This is a genomic window from Brevundimonas sp. NPDC046655, from assembly GCF_044901625.1.
Taxonomy (GTDB): Bacteria; Pseudomonadota; Alphaproteobacteria; order Caulobacterales; family Caulobacteraceae; genus Brevundimonas.
Genome location: NZ_JBJDPV010000002.1, coordinates 364963 through 378583 on the forward strand (window position 1 = coordinate 364963; position 13621 = coordinate 378583).

The 13621-nt window shown below is 67.1% G+C and carries 17 protein-coding genes; 11 read left to right on the forward strand and 6 right to left on the reverse strand.

What is annotated here, in order from left to right; translation table 11 throughout:
• Window positions 1–19 precede the first annotated feature (19 nt).
• The gene (locus tag ACI2KI_RS09520; protein ID WP_404619545.1) at window positions 20–1093 is read right to left on the reverse strand and encodes a class I SAM-dependent methyltransferase; all 1074 of its coding nucleotides are present in this window, start codon (window positions 1091–1093) and stop codon (window positions 20–22) included.
• A 6-nt stretch (window positions 1094–1099) separates the two neighbouring features.
• Entirely contained in the window at window positions 1100–1972 is an 873-nt protein-coding gene (gene lgt / locus ACI2KI_RS09525; protein ID WP_404619547.1) for a prolipoprotein diacylglyceryl transferase, read from the reverse strand.
• 174 nt (window positions 1973–2146) lie between these two features.
• Here lgt and ACI2KI_RS09530 point away from each other — a divergent pair, with 174 nt between their 5' ends.
• The 3 genes from ACI2KI_RS09530 (at window position 2147) to ACI2KI_RS09540 (ending at window position 3809) form a co-directional block, all read left to right on the forward strand.
• Complete coding sequence (locus ACI2KI_RS09530) at window positions 2147–2434, forward strand: accessory factor UbiK family protein (RefSeq protein ID WP_404619549.1); 288 nt, start codon at window positions 2147–2149, stop codon at window positions 2432–2434.
• Between the two features lie 77 nt (window positions 2435–2511).
• Window positions 2512–3015, forward strand: coding sequence for a YbjN domain-containing protein (locus ACI2KI_RS09535; RefSeq protein WP_292032930.1), 504 nt, complete (start codon window positions 2512–2514; stop codon window positions 3013–3015).
• Window positions 3015–3809 carry a pyrroline-5-carboxylate reductase family protein gene (locus tag ACI2KI_RS09540; RefSeq protein ID WP_404619551.1) on the forward strand — a complete coding sequence of 265 codons (795 nt, stop codon included), beginning with the start codon at window positions 3015–3017 and terminating at the stop codon, window positions 3807–3809. The genes ACI2KI_RS09535 and ACI2KI_RS09540 overlap by 1 nt, the downstream gene beginning before the upstream one ends.
• A gap of 3 nt (window positions 3810–3812) precedes the next feature.
• Here ACI2KI_RS09540 and ACI2KI_RS09545 read toward each other — a convergent pair whose 3' ends face one another.
• The 3 genes from ACI2KI_RS09545 to ACI2KI_RS09555 all read right to left on the reverse strand — a co-directional run bounded on the left by ACI2KI_RS09545 (window position 3813) and on the right by ACI2KI_RS09555 (window position 6469).
• On the reverse strand, window positions 3813–4307 hold the full coding sequence (locus tag ACI2KI_RS09545; RefSeq protein ID WP_404619553.1) for a hypothetical protein: 495 nt from the start codon (window positions 4305–4307) through the stop codon (window positions 3813–3815).
• 79 nt (window positions 4308–4386) lie between these two features.
• Window positions 4387–5730, reverse strand: a complete 1344-nt coding sequence (locus tag ACI2KI_RS09550; protein ID WP_292083911.1) for an ATP-binding protein — start codon at window positions 5728–5730, stop codon at window positions 4387–4389.
• A gap of 7 nt (window positions 5731–5737) precedes the next feature.
• The gene (locus ACI2KI_RS09555) at window positions 5738–6469 is read right to left on the reverse strand and encodes a response regulator (RefSeq protein ID WP_292083910.1); all 732 of its coding nucleotides are present in this window, start codon (window positions 6467–6469) and stop codon (window positions 5738–5740) included.
• A gap of 89 nt (window positions 6470–6558) precedes the next feature.
• Here ACI2KI_RS09555 and ACI2KI_RS09560 point away from each other — a divergent pair, with 89 nt between their 5' ends.
• From ACI2KI_RS09560 to ACI2KI_RS09575, 4 genes are all read left to right on the forward strand, one after another.
• Window positions 6559–7437 (forward strand): branched-chain amino acid aminotransferase, encoded by an 879-nt coding sequence (locus ACI2KI_RS09560; protein ID WP_292083909.1) that lies wholly within the window; start codon window positions 6559–6561, stop codon window positions 7435–7437.
• 176 nt (window positions 7438–7613) lie between these two features.
• Window positions 7614–8888 (forward strand): NupC/NupG family nucleoside CNT transporter, encoded by a 1275-nt coding sequence (locus ACI2KI_RS09565; protein WP_404619556.1) that lies wholly within the window; start codon window positions 7614–7616, stop codon window positions 8886–8888.
• Between the two features lie 30 nt (window positions 8889–8918).
• Window positions 8919–9536, forward strand: coding sequence for a glutathione S-transferase family protein (locus ACI2KI_RS09570; protein ID WP_404619557.1), 618 nt, complete (start codon window positions 8919–8921; stop codon window positions 9534–9536).
• A 40-nt stretch (window positions 9537–9576) separates the two neighbouring features.
• Complete coding sequence (locus tag ACI2KI_RS09575; RefSeq protein ID WP_292083906.1) at window positions 9577–9849, forward strand: hypothetical protein; 273 nt, start codon at window positions 9577–9579, stop codon at window positions 9847–9849.
• A 1-nt stretch (window position 9850) separates the two neighbouring features.
• Here the strand turns inward: ACI2KI_RS09575 and ACI2KI_RS09580 are convergent, their stop codons facing one another.
• A complete protein-coding gene (locus ACI2KI_RS09580; RefSeq protein ID WP_292083904.1) occupies window positions 9851–10285 on the reverse strand; it encodes a PaaI family thioesterase in 435 nt (144 codons plus the stop codon).
• Between the two features lie 47 nt (window positions 10286–10332).
• Here ACI2KI_RS09580 and ACI2KI_RS09585 point away from each other — a divergent pair, with 47 nt between their 5' ends.
• From ACI2KI_RS09585 to ACI2KI_RS09600, 4 genes are all read left to right on the forward strand, one after another.
• Window positions 10333–10653, forward strand: coding sequence for a DUF3253 domain-containing protein (locus ACI2KI_RS09585; RefSeq protein WP_404619560.1), 321 nt, complete (start codon window positions 10333–10335; stop codon window positions 10651–10653).
• Window positions 10637–11242: a uracil-DNA glycosylase family protein gene (locus ACI2KI_RS09590; RefSeq protein ID WP_404619562.1), complete on the forward strand. Its 606-nt coding sequence runs from the start codon at window positions 10637–10639 to the stop codon at window positions 11240–11242. The genes ACI2KI_RS09585 and ACI2KI_RS09590 overlap by 17 nt, the downstream gene beginning before the upstream one ends.
• A gap of 17 nt (window positions 11243–11259) precedes the next feature.
• Complete coding sequence (locus tag ACI2KI_RS09595; protein ID WP_404619564.1) at window positions 11260–12282, forward strand: alpha/beta fold hydrolase; 1023 nt, start codon at window positions 11260–11262, stop codon at window positions 12280–12282.
• A 96-nt stretch (window positions 12283–12378) separates the two neighbouring features.
• Window positions 12379–13476, forward strand: coding sequence for a Glu/Leu/Phe/Val dehydrogenase (locus ACI2KI_RS09600; protein ID WP_404619566.1), 1098 nt, complete (start codon window positions 12379–12381; stop codon window positions 13474–13476).
• Window positions 13477–13621 lie beyond the last annotated feature (145 nt).

The window sequence follows — 13621 nt, forward strand, 5'->3', positions numbered from 1 at the left end:
CGGAAACAGACCGCAGACCTCAGAAGCCGGGCAGGGCCAGCGCGCGGGGCGAGAAGATCGCCGCCGCCTTGAACAGTTCGCCCATCTGGTCCGGCGCGGTCAGGCGGTCCAGCTGGCGCTGGATGACAGGGGCGGCGTCGGGGCGGGCCTGCATCAACCGCTGGGCGCGGGCTTCGATCCCCAGAGCCTTGAGGAAGGCGCCCTGACTGACGCAGCCGGTGACATCCGCCCCCGTCCGCACGGCGGCCTCCAGCACCAGAGGATAGTCCGCCCACTGCGTCAGGTCGGCCTCGCCCGGCGTCGATAGCGGATCGACCTTCTGGTGCCGTCGCAGGCCCTGCAGGGTGTCGCCTGCGCCCGGTTGGCTGCGGCCATAGTCGATCAGCAGGGCCGCGCCCGAGGCGGCCTTGATCAGGCTGGCCAGATCGCGAGCGAAGGCGGCCTGCTGCTCCGAAATCTCGACCACCTGGCCCGGTTCGACGTCATATTCGGGCCGGTCAAAGCCGCCGGAAATGGCGAGCAGGCCGAAGGTCAGTTCATTGTCGTCGGTGACGCCGACGCGGCGCTCGGCCCAGCCGCCTTCGGTCTTCATGAACTGCCGCGCGGGCATGCAGTCCAGCACCTCGTTGCCGATCAGGATGACCGGAGCGTCGGTCTCTATCTGATGCAGGGCGCTGAGCCAGCGCGGGTGGACGTCGGCGTCGGCGAGCCGCCGCGCCTGCTCGGCCCGCAGTGGTGCGCTGGGCTCGATCAGGATCAGGTCCACGGCCTCGAGGAAGCCGGGGGCCAGCCGCGCGGCCCGCAGGGCGTCGGACATCAGCGTCCCGTCGCCCGGCCCGACCTCGACCAGCCGAACCCGCTCGGGCGCGCCCAGACGGCTCCAGGTCTCGACGGCCCACAGGCCGATCAGTTCGCCGAACATCTGGCTGACCAGGGGGGCGGTGATGAAGTCGCCGCCTTCGCCCAGGGCCGGTCGGGTCGCGTAATAACCGCTCTTGGGGTCGTGCAGGCAACGCGTGACATAGTCCGCCACCGTCATCGGCCCGGTCAGCACGATCTCGCGGACCAGACGGTCCTTGAGGGTCTCGGTCATGACGCCTTACGCCTCCGTGACGGCCGGCTTCTTCAGCGCCCGCCAGATCAGCCAGGCGCCGACCAGCATCATCGGGATCGACAGGATCATGCCCATGGTCAGGCCCAGCGGCAGGTGCTCGAACCCGGCGTCCGGCTGGCGCACGTTCTCCAGCGCGGCGCGGCAGATGCCGTAGCCCAGCAGGAACAGGCCGGTGACGAAGCCCGGACGCTTCAGCATCCGCCATTTCCAGATGGCCAGGGACAGGATGGCGAACAGCAGCAGGCCTTCGAGGCCCGCTTCATACAGTTGGCTGGGGTGGCGCGGCTCGTTGCCGGCGGGGCAGAAGCCGTACATCTGTTCGATGCGGGCGTTGCAGAAGCGGATGGCCCAGGGAACCGTCGTCTCGCGGCCCCACAGCTCGCCGTTGATGAAGTTGGCGATGCGGCCGAAGAACAGGCCCAGCGGCGCGACCGGCGCGATCAGGTCGCCCAGGCTCAGCGGATTGATCTTCTGGCGGTTGGCGTAGATCGCAATGGCGATGACGACGCCGAGGAAGCCGCCGTGGAAGCTCATCCCGCCGGTCCACAGTTGCAGCAGCTCCAGCCGCTCGCCCCAGCTGTCGCTGGTGAACAACTGGGCGAACATGGCCGGCTTGTAGAAGAGGGCGTAACCGAACCGGCCGCCCAGGATGACGCCCAGGGTGATCCACAGCACCAGGTCGTCCAGTTGCGGTCCCGTCACCGGCGGCTTGCCCGGCGCCCACAGGCGCTCCGTCTTGGCCAGACGCGAGGCGTACCACCAGCCCAGCACGATCCCGGCGACATAGGCCAGGGCGTACCAGCGGATGGGCAGGGGGCCGAGATGGATCAGGACAGGGTCGAATTCGGGGAAGGGCACAGGGCCTCCGTCAGCGCCGTTTGGGACCCGAAATCATCTAGCAAGCGAGACTGCATTCGTCGCGCGCTTTTCCCGCGAAGCAGTTTATAGCCGGTTCGGACGGCAAGGTTTCGTTCACCCAATTTACGGCGCCATTAACCATATACTGGTGTGGCAAAGACGCGAGAGTTCATCATGCAGACGCGCAATCCGATCCTCGACGAGTTCGCCAAGCTGACGACGGGCGCCATGGGTCTGGCCCAGGCTGCGGGCGACGAGGCCAAGGCCGCCTGGCGCGCCCAGACTGATCGTTTCGTCGCCGAGATGGACCTGGTCCGTCGCGACGAGTTCGACGTGCTGAAGGACGAGATCGCCGCCCTGCGCGCCGAGATCGCCGAGCTTAAGACTCAGAAATCGCCCGCGAAAAAGACGCCGAGCGGAACGTCCACAGCCGCGAAGCCTGACGCTGACGCCGCCGGTTGAGCCGAATCTGCGAACACGTTTACCGTTCGTTTGCAGGTCGTGAGTCGCGACCCTCGAGTTAAGATTGTGAACCCCTGATGGATGCAGCCCGACCCGAAGAGGTCGACGTTCCCTACGACCCCCTGGATGTCGTGGAGCACGTCCTCAACGCGGAGAACCTGCCGTTTGACCGCACGGACGACGGCGACCTCGCCTTCGCCCTCGCCGGCGACTGGAAGGACTATGAGCTGTGGTTCGCCTGGCGGCCCGAGGGCGACTGCCTTCAACTGTGCTGCGCCCTGGACCTGCGGGTCATGAAGACGCGCCGCGCCGCCGCCTATGAACTGGTGTCGATGATCAACCAGCGCACCTGGCTGGGGCATTTCGAGGTCTGGCCGGATGAGGGCGAGATCGTCTTCCGTCATTCGCTGGCCCTGCCGCACAGCGAACGCCCGACCCTGGCCCAGGCGGCCTCCATGATCGACGCCGCCATCGAGGCCGCCGATCGCTACTACCCCGCCTTCGACTTCATGGTGCGCGGTTCCAAGAAGGCGCAGGAAGCCATCGACGCCTGCCTGTTCGAAACCGTGGGCACAGCCTAATGAGCCGCGCGGTCGTTCTGCAAGGCGTAGGGCGGCTAGGCTCGGCCATCCTGGAAGGCTGGCTGAAGACCGGCGCGGTCGATCCCGCCGATCTGATCATCCTGACCCCGTCCGAGAAGCCCGCCGCCGAGGCGGCGCGGGCCCTGGGCGCGCGGATCAATCCGCCGCTGGAAACCCTGGCGGACGCCCGCGCCTTCGTCGTCGGGGTCAAGCCGGCCAAGTGGTTCGAGGCCTCTCGCCCGATCCTGCCGCACCTGTCGCCCGACGCCGTGATCGTCTCGGTCATGGCCGGGGTGACGGGGCAGACGATTTCCGAGGGCTTCGACGGTCGTGCCGTCGTCCGCATCATGCCGACGACCGGTGTGGCCCAGGCCCAAGGCGTGGCGACCATCTGGGCCGCTGACGCCGCCGCCCGCGCCGTAGGCGAGGCCCTGTTCGCCCCCATCGCCGAGACGGTTCATCTGGACGAGGAAGCCGCCATGCACGCCGCAACGGCTGTGTCCGGCTGCGGCCCGGCCTACTTCTTCGCCTTCACCCGCGCCCTGGCCCAGGCCGGGGTCGAGGAAGGTCTGACGCCCGAGGCCGCCGTGCGGCTGGCCCGCGCCACCCTGCGATCCGCCGCGGCGGGGGTTGAGGGAACCGAGGCTCTGGACGCCCTGATCGACCGCGTGGCCTCGCCCGGCGGCGTGACCCAGACCGGCCTTGTGGCCCTGAATGCAAACGGCGCCCTCGACCGGGCGGTCGAGAGCGCCGTTCAGGCGGCTGTGGCCAAGTCGACCGAACTCAGCGGCTGATCGTTAGCGTTTGACGTAGCGGCCGTCGGCCAGGTTGCGGGCCAGACGGTCATAGGCGGTGCCAGCGTCCTGCCAGGTGCTGTAACCGCGCACATCCGCCAGACTGGTTGAATAATAGTCGTATTTCACCGGTTGTACGTCACCGTTGGCCATGGTCACCGTGCCTTCAATGGCGGCGCCGCCGATCGAGATGCTGCGGATGGGGTCCAGGCCCGGCTTGTCGCTGATCTGCTGCATCGTCGGCCGGTTGGGCTTCAGGTCGGTGATCGTCAGCTCAATCCGCGCCCCGTCCAGGGCATGGCGCTGCGTCAGGACGCGCGTGACCTTGGCCGTCAGGTCATCGACCTGTTGTTGAACATCGCGCTGTCCCAGTTCTTCAGCGGTCTTGGCGAAGTCGGGACTGACGGTGACGACCACGGCTGAAGGCTGGGCCGAGGCGGCGCCGGCCAGCAAGAGGGCGACGGTCATTGGTGCAAGAAAGGCGAAGTTACGCATCATACGGACTCCTGATCCAGGCCCCCCTGGAACAGGTGCAAGATGGCGATGATTTTACAGCCACGCCAGAGGGAGGCGCGATTTATCCCGGCAGGCGGATCGAAGCCTTCAGTCCGCCCAGGTCGCTGCGGCTCAGGGTGATGTCGCCGCCGTGGCCGCGCGCCACGTCGCGGGCGATGGCCAGGCCGAGACCGACGCCCTTGCTGTTCTGATTGCGCGAGGCGTCCAGTCGGGAGAAGGGCCGGAAGGCCTCCTCGTGCATGTCTTCCGGGATGCCGGGACCGTCGTCCTCGACCGCGATCTCGATCCCCCCCGAGGGAAGGGGGCGGGCCGACAACCGCACGTGTTCGCCGTGAGAGGCGGCGTTGCCGGCCAGATTGTTCAGGGCGCGACGGAAGGCGAGGGGACGCAACTGGGCGTCCAGTTCGTCAGGCGTCTCAAGCGTGACCTCGGCGCCGGCGCGGCGGGCGTCGTCGGCGGCGCGGCGCAGCATTTCGGGGATCGAGACCATTTGCATCGCTTCTCCGGCCTCGCCGCGCGCGAAGGCCAGGTACTCGTCGATCATGTGCTCCATCTCGTCCAGGTCGCCCTTCATCGCCTCGGCGCGCTTGAAGGGCGGGGCCAGGGCCAACTCCAGCCGTAGACGGGTCAGGGGCGTGCGCAGGTCGTGGCTGACCGAGGCCAGCAGGGCGGTGCGCTGGTCGATATGACGCTGGATGCGGGCGCGCATGTCGAGGAAGGCCGAGGCGGCCGCGCGGACCTCGCGCGCGCCGTGCGGCTTGAAGCGCGGCACGCTCTCGCCCCGGCCAAAGGCCTCGGCCGCGTCGGCCAGGCGCTCGATGGCGCGCACCTGGTTGCGGATGAACAGCACCGCCACGCCCAGCAACAGGATGGTGGCGATCATCAGCCACAGGACGAAGATGTGCGCCTGGGTCGCCACGGCCCGTTCGCGCGGGGCGATGACGCGCAGCACGCCGTCGGGCTCCTGCACGCGGATGTCGACATAGGCGGGGTAGCGGGTCGTATCGAACCAGAAGGGCTGGTCCAAGCGCGAGGCCAGGGCCTTTTCCATCGTGCGATCGACCACGCCGATGGCGCCGCGCCTCTGTTCCCGTGGCAGGCTGGCGCCTTCCTGGAAGGCGACCGACAACTGCATGGAGCGCTCGGCCCGGTCGGCGATGACGGCCAGGTTCTGCGCAGTGGGCTCGTCGCGATAGCTCTCGGCGGCCCAGGCCACGTCTCCGGCCAAGCCCTCGGACAGGCGCGCGGTCACGGCCTGCCAGTGGGCGTCGAAGAAGGCCCAGGTCACGGCCCCCTGCATGATCAGCACCGGCAGGACGATGATCAGCAGCGACCGGCCCCACAGCGAGGTCGGCAGGCGGCGCTTGATCACTCGCGCCCAGACGTTGAACGGCAGCAGCCGCATGACGCGATCAGTCCGGCGCCAGCATGTAGCCGACGCCGCGCACGGTCTGCAGATAGCGCGGGTTCTTGGGATCGGCTTCCAGCTTGCGGCGCAGGCGCGTCACCTGCACGTCGACGGCGCGGCCGGTGATGTCGGCGGTGTCGGGCGAGAGGTTCATCCGCTCGACCGGCGAATGCGCGTGGATGGCCAGGGTCTTCAGCAACTGCGCCTCGGCCTCGGTCAGGCGCTGCAACTCGCCGTCGCGGGTCAGCTCCAGCCGCTCCATGTCGAAGACCGCCGGTCCCATGTGGATCTCGCGGGGGGTCATCGGCTTGCCGCCGGTGCGGCGCAGGATGGCCTCGACCCGCAGCGCCAGTTCGCGCGGATCAAAGGGCTTGGACATATAGTCGTCGGCCCCGCGCGACAGGCCCTCGATGCGATCATTCGGATCGCCCTTGGCGGTCAGCAGCAGGACCGGGGTCTTGGACAGCGAGGCCTGGCTACGGATCCAGCTGGTCAGGTCAAAACCGCTCTCGCCCGGCATCATGACGTCCAGCACGATCAGGTCGAACTCGATCAGCTCGACCAGACGCCGCGCCGCGCCCGCGTGGGCGGCGCCGGTGACGCGATAGCCCTCGCGCGTCAGGAACTCTTTGAGCAACTCGCGGATTCTGTCGTCGTCATCGACGACCAGCAGGTGGCGGCCGGCGCCGGGAGCAGCGATAGGGCCGGAGCGGCCGTTCGAGCGCGTATCAGTCATGTCTTAGGCGATCCTGCCGAACGCAAAGGCGTTGACGGCGGCGGGAGAGAAGAGTGTAACCGGACCACATCCCGAGGAGACGTTATTCAATGGCCTTCGTTCCTTTCGACGATCGTGACGGCTGGATCTGGTTTGACGGCGCGTTCGTGCCCTGGAGGGACGCGAAAACGCACGTTCTGACCCATGGCCTTCACTACGGCTCGTCGGTGTTCGAGGGTGAGCGTATGTATGGCGGCGAAATCTTCAAGCTGACGGCGCACAGCCAACGGCTGAAGCGCTCGGCCGAGCTGCTGGACTTCGACATTCCATACAGCGTGGCCGAGATCGACGCCGCCTGCAAGGAAACCTGTGAAAAGAACGGTCTGACCGACTGCTACATTCGTCCGGTGGCCTATCTGGGCGCCGAGCAACTGAGCGTCTCCTCGCTGAACAGCAAGGTCCACCTGGCCATCGCGGCCTGGGAATGGCCCAGCTATTTCGACCCCGAGGTCAAGAAGAAGGGCATCCGTCTGGAGTGGGCCAAGTGGCGTCGTCCTGACCCCGCAACCGCGCCTTCCACCGCCAAAGCCGGCGGCCTCTACATGATCTGCACCATGTCCAAGACGGCGGCCGAGAAGCGCGGCTTCGCCGACGCCATGATGCTGGACTGGCGCGGCTATGTCGCCGAGGCCACCGGCGCCAACGTCTTCTTCGTCCAGAACGGCGCCCTGCACACGCCGCGCGTGGACCACATCCTGGACGGCATCACCCGCCAGACCGTGATCGAGATGGCCCAGGCCAAGGGCATCGAGGTGGTGATCCGCGACATCCTGCCGGAAGAGCTGTCGAGCTTCTCGGAGTGCTTCCTCACCGGCTCGGCCGCCGAGGTCACCCCGGTCAGCGAAATCGGCGACTATCGCTTCACGCCGGGCGAACTGTCGCTGACCTTGATGGACGACTACGGCAAGCTGGTCCGCGGCCAGCTCTGATCGGAACAGGCGGAGGGCTCACCCTCCGCCTTTTTCTTGCGCGCCTTCAGCGCGGGAGCCGAGGCCGGGCGCGGCAGGACGCCGCATGCGCTCTTGACCAGAGGGCGCGCGGTAGCGTTCAAGCAGATTTCAAGGGCGGCTGCTGGCCGTCGGCCGGTCGCGGAGCCGCCTTTTCCATGTTCAGCCTTCTGAACCTGCAGAGCCTGTTCGGCCTGATCGTCATCATCGCCGTCTGCTGGGCCCTGTCCGAGAACCGCAAGCTCTTCCCGTGGCGTCTGGCCATCGGGGCGGTGCTGGTGCAGGCGGCCCTGATCCTGGCGACCTTCGCCATTCCCGGCTCGCAGGTGGTGCTGGACGGCATCAACAACGCCGTGAAGGGGCTGGAACTGGCGACCGAGGAGGGGACCAAGTTCGTCTTCGGCTATCTGGCGGGCGGGGATCAGCCCTACGCCGTGGCCAACGAAGGCGCCCTGTTCACCTTCGCCTTCAAGGTTCTGCCGCTGATTCTGGTGATCTCGGCCCTGTCGGCTCTCCTGTGGCACTGGAAGATCCTGAAGTGGATCACCCTGGGCTTCGGCTTCCTGTTCCAGCGCACCATGGGTCTGGGCGGCGCCTCGGCCCTGGCGGTCGCGGCCAACGTCTTCCTCGGCATGATCGAGAGCCCCATCGTCATCCGGGCCTATCTGGACAAGCTGACCCGCTCGGAACTGTTCCTGATGATGGTGGTGGGTCTGGCCACCGTCGCCGGCTCGACCATGGTGGCCTACGCCACCATTCTGGCGCCGGTGCTGACCAACGCGGCGGGCCACGTCCTGGTCGCCTCCATCGTCTCGGCCCCGGCGGGCGTCCTTCTGGCCCGCGTCATGATCCCCGAGAAGCCGGGTGAGGGCGGGGCGGTCGCCGACTACAACTCGGCGCTCAAGTACGACAGCTCCATCGACGCCATCGTCAAGGGCACGTCCGACGGCCTGATGGTGGTGCTGAACATCTCGGCCGTGCTGATCGTTTTTGTGGCCCTGGTGGCCCTGGCCAACGTCATGCTCGGCGCCTTCTGGATCGGCGGGGAACCGTTGAGCGTCGAGCGCATCCTCGGCGTGGTCTTCGCCCCCGTCGCCTGGCTGACCGGGGTGGAATGGGCGGACGCCCACACCGCCGGCTGGCTGCTGGGCGTCAAGCTGACCCTGACCGAGTTCGTCGCCTTCATCAAACTGGGCGCGGTGCCGGACGGCGAGATGAGCGAGCGCACCCGGATGCTGATGACCTACGCCCTGTGCGGCTTCGCCAACATCGGCTCTGTGGGCATCACCGTCACCGGACTGTCGGTGCTGATGCCCGAGCGCCGCGAAGAAGTCCTGGGTCTGGTGTGGAAGGCTCTGTTCGCCGGCTTCCTGGCCACCCTGATGACCGCCTGCATCGTCGGGGCCTTGCCCGCCTCCGTCTTCGGACAGTAGCCTTTCTGCCGATCACCCGAGGGGCGTTTCATGAAGCTTTACGAAAGCCGCCGTGCCCCCAATCCGCGCCGGGTCCGCTGGGTCATGGCGGAAAAGGGCGTATCCGACGTCGAAGGGGTCGAGATCGATCTGCTGGCGGGCGAGCACCGCACCGCTGCCTATCGTGACAAGTTCGGCGTGCCGCACGTCCCGGCGCTGGAACTGGACGACGGGACCTGCATCTCCGAATCCATCGCCATCTGCCGGTATCTGGAGGCCCTTTATCCAGAGCCCAACCTGTTTGGGCGCGATCCCAGGGAACAGGCGATCATCGAGATGTGGACGCGCCGGTGCGAAATGTATCTGGCCAACCCCATGATGCTGAACGTGCGCTTCAGCCACCCTGCGCTCGCCGCGCTCGAAGCGCCCCAGCCCCAGGTGGCGGAATACAGTCGCCTCGGGGCAGAGAAGTTTATGCGTCTGCTGGATCGCCAACTGGCCGAGCACGAATTCATCGCCGCCGACCGTTTCACCATCGCCGATATCGTCGCCGCCGTGGGGCTGGATTTCGCCCGCCTAGTCAAGTACCGCCCGCCGGAAGAGTTCACCCATCTGGCCCGCTGGCTGGAGGCTTGCCGCGCGCGTCCGGCGGCGAAAGCGGGCGTCTAAAGGCTTTTCGACCCCTGTCCGTCATGCCAAGCTGTGCGGCATGAACAGAGCAGTTACGATCGCCCTCGTCCTCGGTCTTGCCGTATCCGCCGCCGCCTGTACGGAAAGCCGACGCGCGCGCAATGATGCGACCTTCAGCGACCGCCCGGCGGACATCACCTGCTGGAGTTATGGCGTCGAGATCTTCAAGGGCCGTTCGACCGGCAAGGTCGAATACAGCGACGGGGGCCGCGTGGCTTTCGTGGACGCCGCGAACAGTCGTTACACCACGGTCGATGGCGATTGCCGCGTCGTTTACGCCGCTACCAGATAGGTCAGGCCCGAGGCGTGAACTTCCGGATCACGCCCGAGAAGGTCATCAGCAGCCGCTCGCCCGTATTGATCTGGCCGCGCACGAAGATCAGACTCTTGCCCGCCTTGGTGACCTGACCGGTCGCCTCGATCAGTTCGCCGACATAGGCGCCGTCGATGAAGGTCGAATCCAGCTGCACCGTCACGCCCGACGCCCCCTCCATCTCCTGATAGGCGATCTGGAACATGGCGATGTCGGCGAAGGTCATCAGGCAGCCGCCGTGCATCCGGCCGCCGGCGTTCATGTGCTTCTGTTCGGCGCGGAAGGCGCAGCGCATATGACCGTCGGGGTCCAGCTTGCCGTAGAAGGGGCCGACCACCACGTCGAAGGTGTCGTGCAGGTCATAGGTCTGCCAGCCGGCGAACTCGCCTTCCGTGATGGTGATTTTCGCGACCATGCCGATTACGCCTTCTTTCCGATCTTGCGGTGCAGCATATAGACCCGATGAGCGATCCAATCGAAGCGGCCATTTTCGAAAAACTGGCCAAGGCCGACCCCAAGAACGTCGGCGGCAAGAGCATTGAACCCGCGGACGTGGCGAAGGAGCTGCAGCCCGAGCAGTGGCAGCGCATGCTGCCCAAGGTGCGCGCCACGGCCCTGGGCCTGATGCGTCAGGGCAAGCTGACCATCACCAAGAAGGGCAAGGCGGTCGATCCGAACGCCTTCAAGGGCGTGATCCGTCTGCGCCTGCCGACCGAGGCCGAGACGGCCGCGGCCTTGGCGGCTCTGCCGCCCGTCGAAAAATCGGATGACGACTTCGACTGAGCCGGAAACCGGCCTGGACGACGTCCTGGCCGATATCCGCGCCTGCCGGGCGTGCCTGGGGCAGTTGCCTCACACGCCGCGCCCGGTGGTCATGGTCACGCCCGAAACGCGCCTGCTGATCTGCGGCCAGGCGCCGGGACGGCGGGTGCATGAGAGCGGTCTGCCCTTCACAGACCCGTCCGGGGTTCGACTACGCGACTGGATGGGCGTGGACGAGGCGACCTTCTACGGCGAACCGCGTCTGGGCGTCGCGGCTCAGGCCTTCTGTTTTCCCGGCACAGACCCAAAAGGCGGCGACTATCCGCCGCCGCGCCGCTGCGCCGAGCTGTGGCGACCCCGGCTGCTGGCCGAACTGCCCAAGGTCGAGCTGACCCTGCTGGTCGGCGGCTACGCCCAGACCTGGGCCTTGGGCGACCGGGCCCGATCCAACATGACCGAAACCGTCCGCGCCTGGCGCGACTATGCCCCCGCCATCCTGCCCTTGCCGCACCCGTCCTGGCGCAATACCGCCTGGCTGAAGAAAAACCCGTGGTTCGAGGCCGAGGTTCAGCCCTACCTTCGCCAGAGGACAGCGGAGATTCTGGCGTGAGCATCGGACGAAGCGGATTGACTGGGGGCCTTTTCGCCCTTTCGCTCGCCCTGTCCGCCTGCGCCACGCCGCACCTGCAAGGACCGCAGGCGCTGCCCAACGGCTTCCACGGCCCGCGTATCGAGGCGGGGACCGAAGGGCGGGGCGCCTTCGTGGTCCAGGACGGTGCCCGTCTGCCCTATCTGCGCTGGAGTCCGCAGGACCAGCAGCCCTGGGCCGTCATCGTCGCCCTGCACGGCTTCAACGACCATTACGCCTCATTCCGGCTGGCCGGGCCGTGGTGGGCGACGCGCGGCATCGAGACCTGGGCCTATGATCAGCGCGGCTTCGGCCTGTCGCCCCATCGTGGCGAGTTCGCGCCCGAAAGCCTGACCAGCGCCGACCTGCGCACCATCGTCTCACTGGTGCGCGCCGAACGGCCCAACGCCCTGATCGTGGTGGCGGGTGAAAGCATGGGCGGCTCCTCGACCATCGCCGCCTTTGGAGGGGAGGCTCCGCCCGATGCCGACCGGGTGATCCTGCTGGCCCCCGGGGTCTGGGGCTGGTCCAGCCAGAGTCCGTTCAACCGCGCGGGGCTCTGGGCCGCCGCCCGCCTGATGGGCGACAAGGCGGTCGAACCGCCGGCCTTCGCCGTTCGCAACATTCGCGCCTCGGACAATACCCTGGAGCTGATCCGTAATGGCCGCGATCCGCAAAGCATCATCTCGACCCGCTTCGATTCCATGCATGGTCTGGTCGATTTGATGGAGGCGGCGTCGCTGCGCCTCGGCGCAGTCCAGAAGCCGACCCTGCTGCTCTACGGCGCCCACGACCAGATCGTGCGCAAGGGGCCGATGCGACTGGCGCTGGAACGGGCGGGCGAGCGGCCCGATTTGCGCACGGCCTATTATCCGGACGGCTGGCACATTCTGAACCGCGACCTTCAGGGCGAGGTCGTCTATCGCGATGTCGAGGCCTGGTTGCGCGACGCCGCCGCCCCCTTGCCGTCAGGCGCCGGACCGGTGCTTCCGGCCCTGCGGGCTGACCCGAAAGCGCGCTGAACGCGCCTTTTCCTGACGCGAAACCGACACGCTTGCCCTGTAGGCGGGCGCGGCGTATCTCCACGCGCATAAAAAATACCCCAGGAAAGGCCTGTCATGGGCAAGACGCTGTTTGATTCCCCCTCTTTCGCGAACCATGAGGGCGTTCACGCCTTCCACGACGAGAAAACCGGCCTGAAGGCCATCGTCGCGGTTCACTCCACCGCGCGCGGCCCCGCCGTCGGCGGCACTCGCATGTGGAACTACGCCACCGCCGCCGAGGCGCTGGAGGACGTCCTGCGTCTGTCCAAGGGCATGAGCTACAAGAACGCCGTGGCGGACCTGGAAATGGGCGGCGGCAAGTCGGTCATCATCGGCGACAGCCGCACCCAGAAATCGCCGGAACTGTTCCGCGCCTTCGGTCGCGCCCTGAACGGCCTGGGCGGTAACTATTACGCTGCCGAAGACGTCGGCACCTCGGTCGAGGACATCGCCGAAGCCCGCAAGGTCACCGAATACGTGCTCGGCCTGAAGGACGGCCCGGAAGCCTCGGGCGACCCCAGCCCTGTCACCGCCGAGGGCGTGTTCCGCTCGAACCTGGTCGTCGCCCGTCGCCTGTTCAATCAGAACGACATGACCGGCCTGACCGTCGCCCTGCAGGGCGTGGGTCACGTCGGCGCCTATCTGGCCGAGATGCTGCACAAGGCCGGCGCCAGGCTGATCATAACCGACGTCAACCAGGCCAATCTGGAAGCCGTCGCCGCCGCGACCGGCGCCGAGATCGTCGCCCCGGACGCCATCTATGACGTCGCCGCCGACATCTATGCGCCCTGCGCCCTCGGCGCGACGCTTAACCTGCAGACCCTGGACCGCCTCAAGGTCAAGGCCGTCTGCGGCGCCGCCAACAACCAACTGGCCACCGCCGACATCGGCGACGAGCTGTTCCGTCGCGGCGTGCTCTACGCCCCTGACTACGTCGTTAACGGCGGCGGCATCATCAACGTCGCATCGGAAATGAACGCCCGCCAGTCGGGCGGCGCCTATGACGCCTCGTGGGTCGAGGGCAAGCTGTCGCGCCTGATGGAGACCTTCGAGGAAATCCTCGAGCGTTCGGTCGTCGAGAACAAGCCGACCCACCTGATCGCCGACTCCATCGCCGAAGCCCGCATCAAGGCGGCTGGCGATCTGAAGGCCGAGCTGCTGAAGGCGGCCTAAGCTTTCATCGGCTGAAACTCAGGGAAGGCGGCGCGTCGAAGGGCGCGCCGCCTTCTGCTTGTCCGGCGAGAGCCGCTCGGATTCTCCCAATCTTTAACGCATCTTAACGCGGCGTTTACCATCCACGCGGCACTTTCTGCCTAGC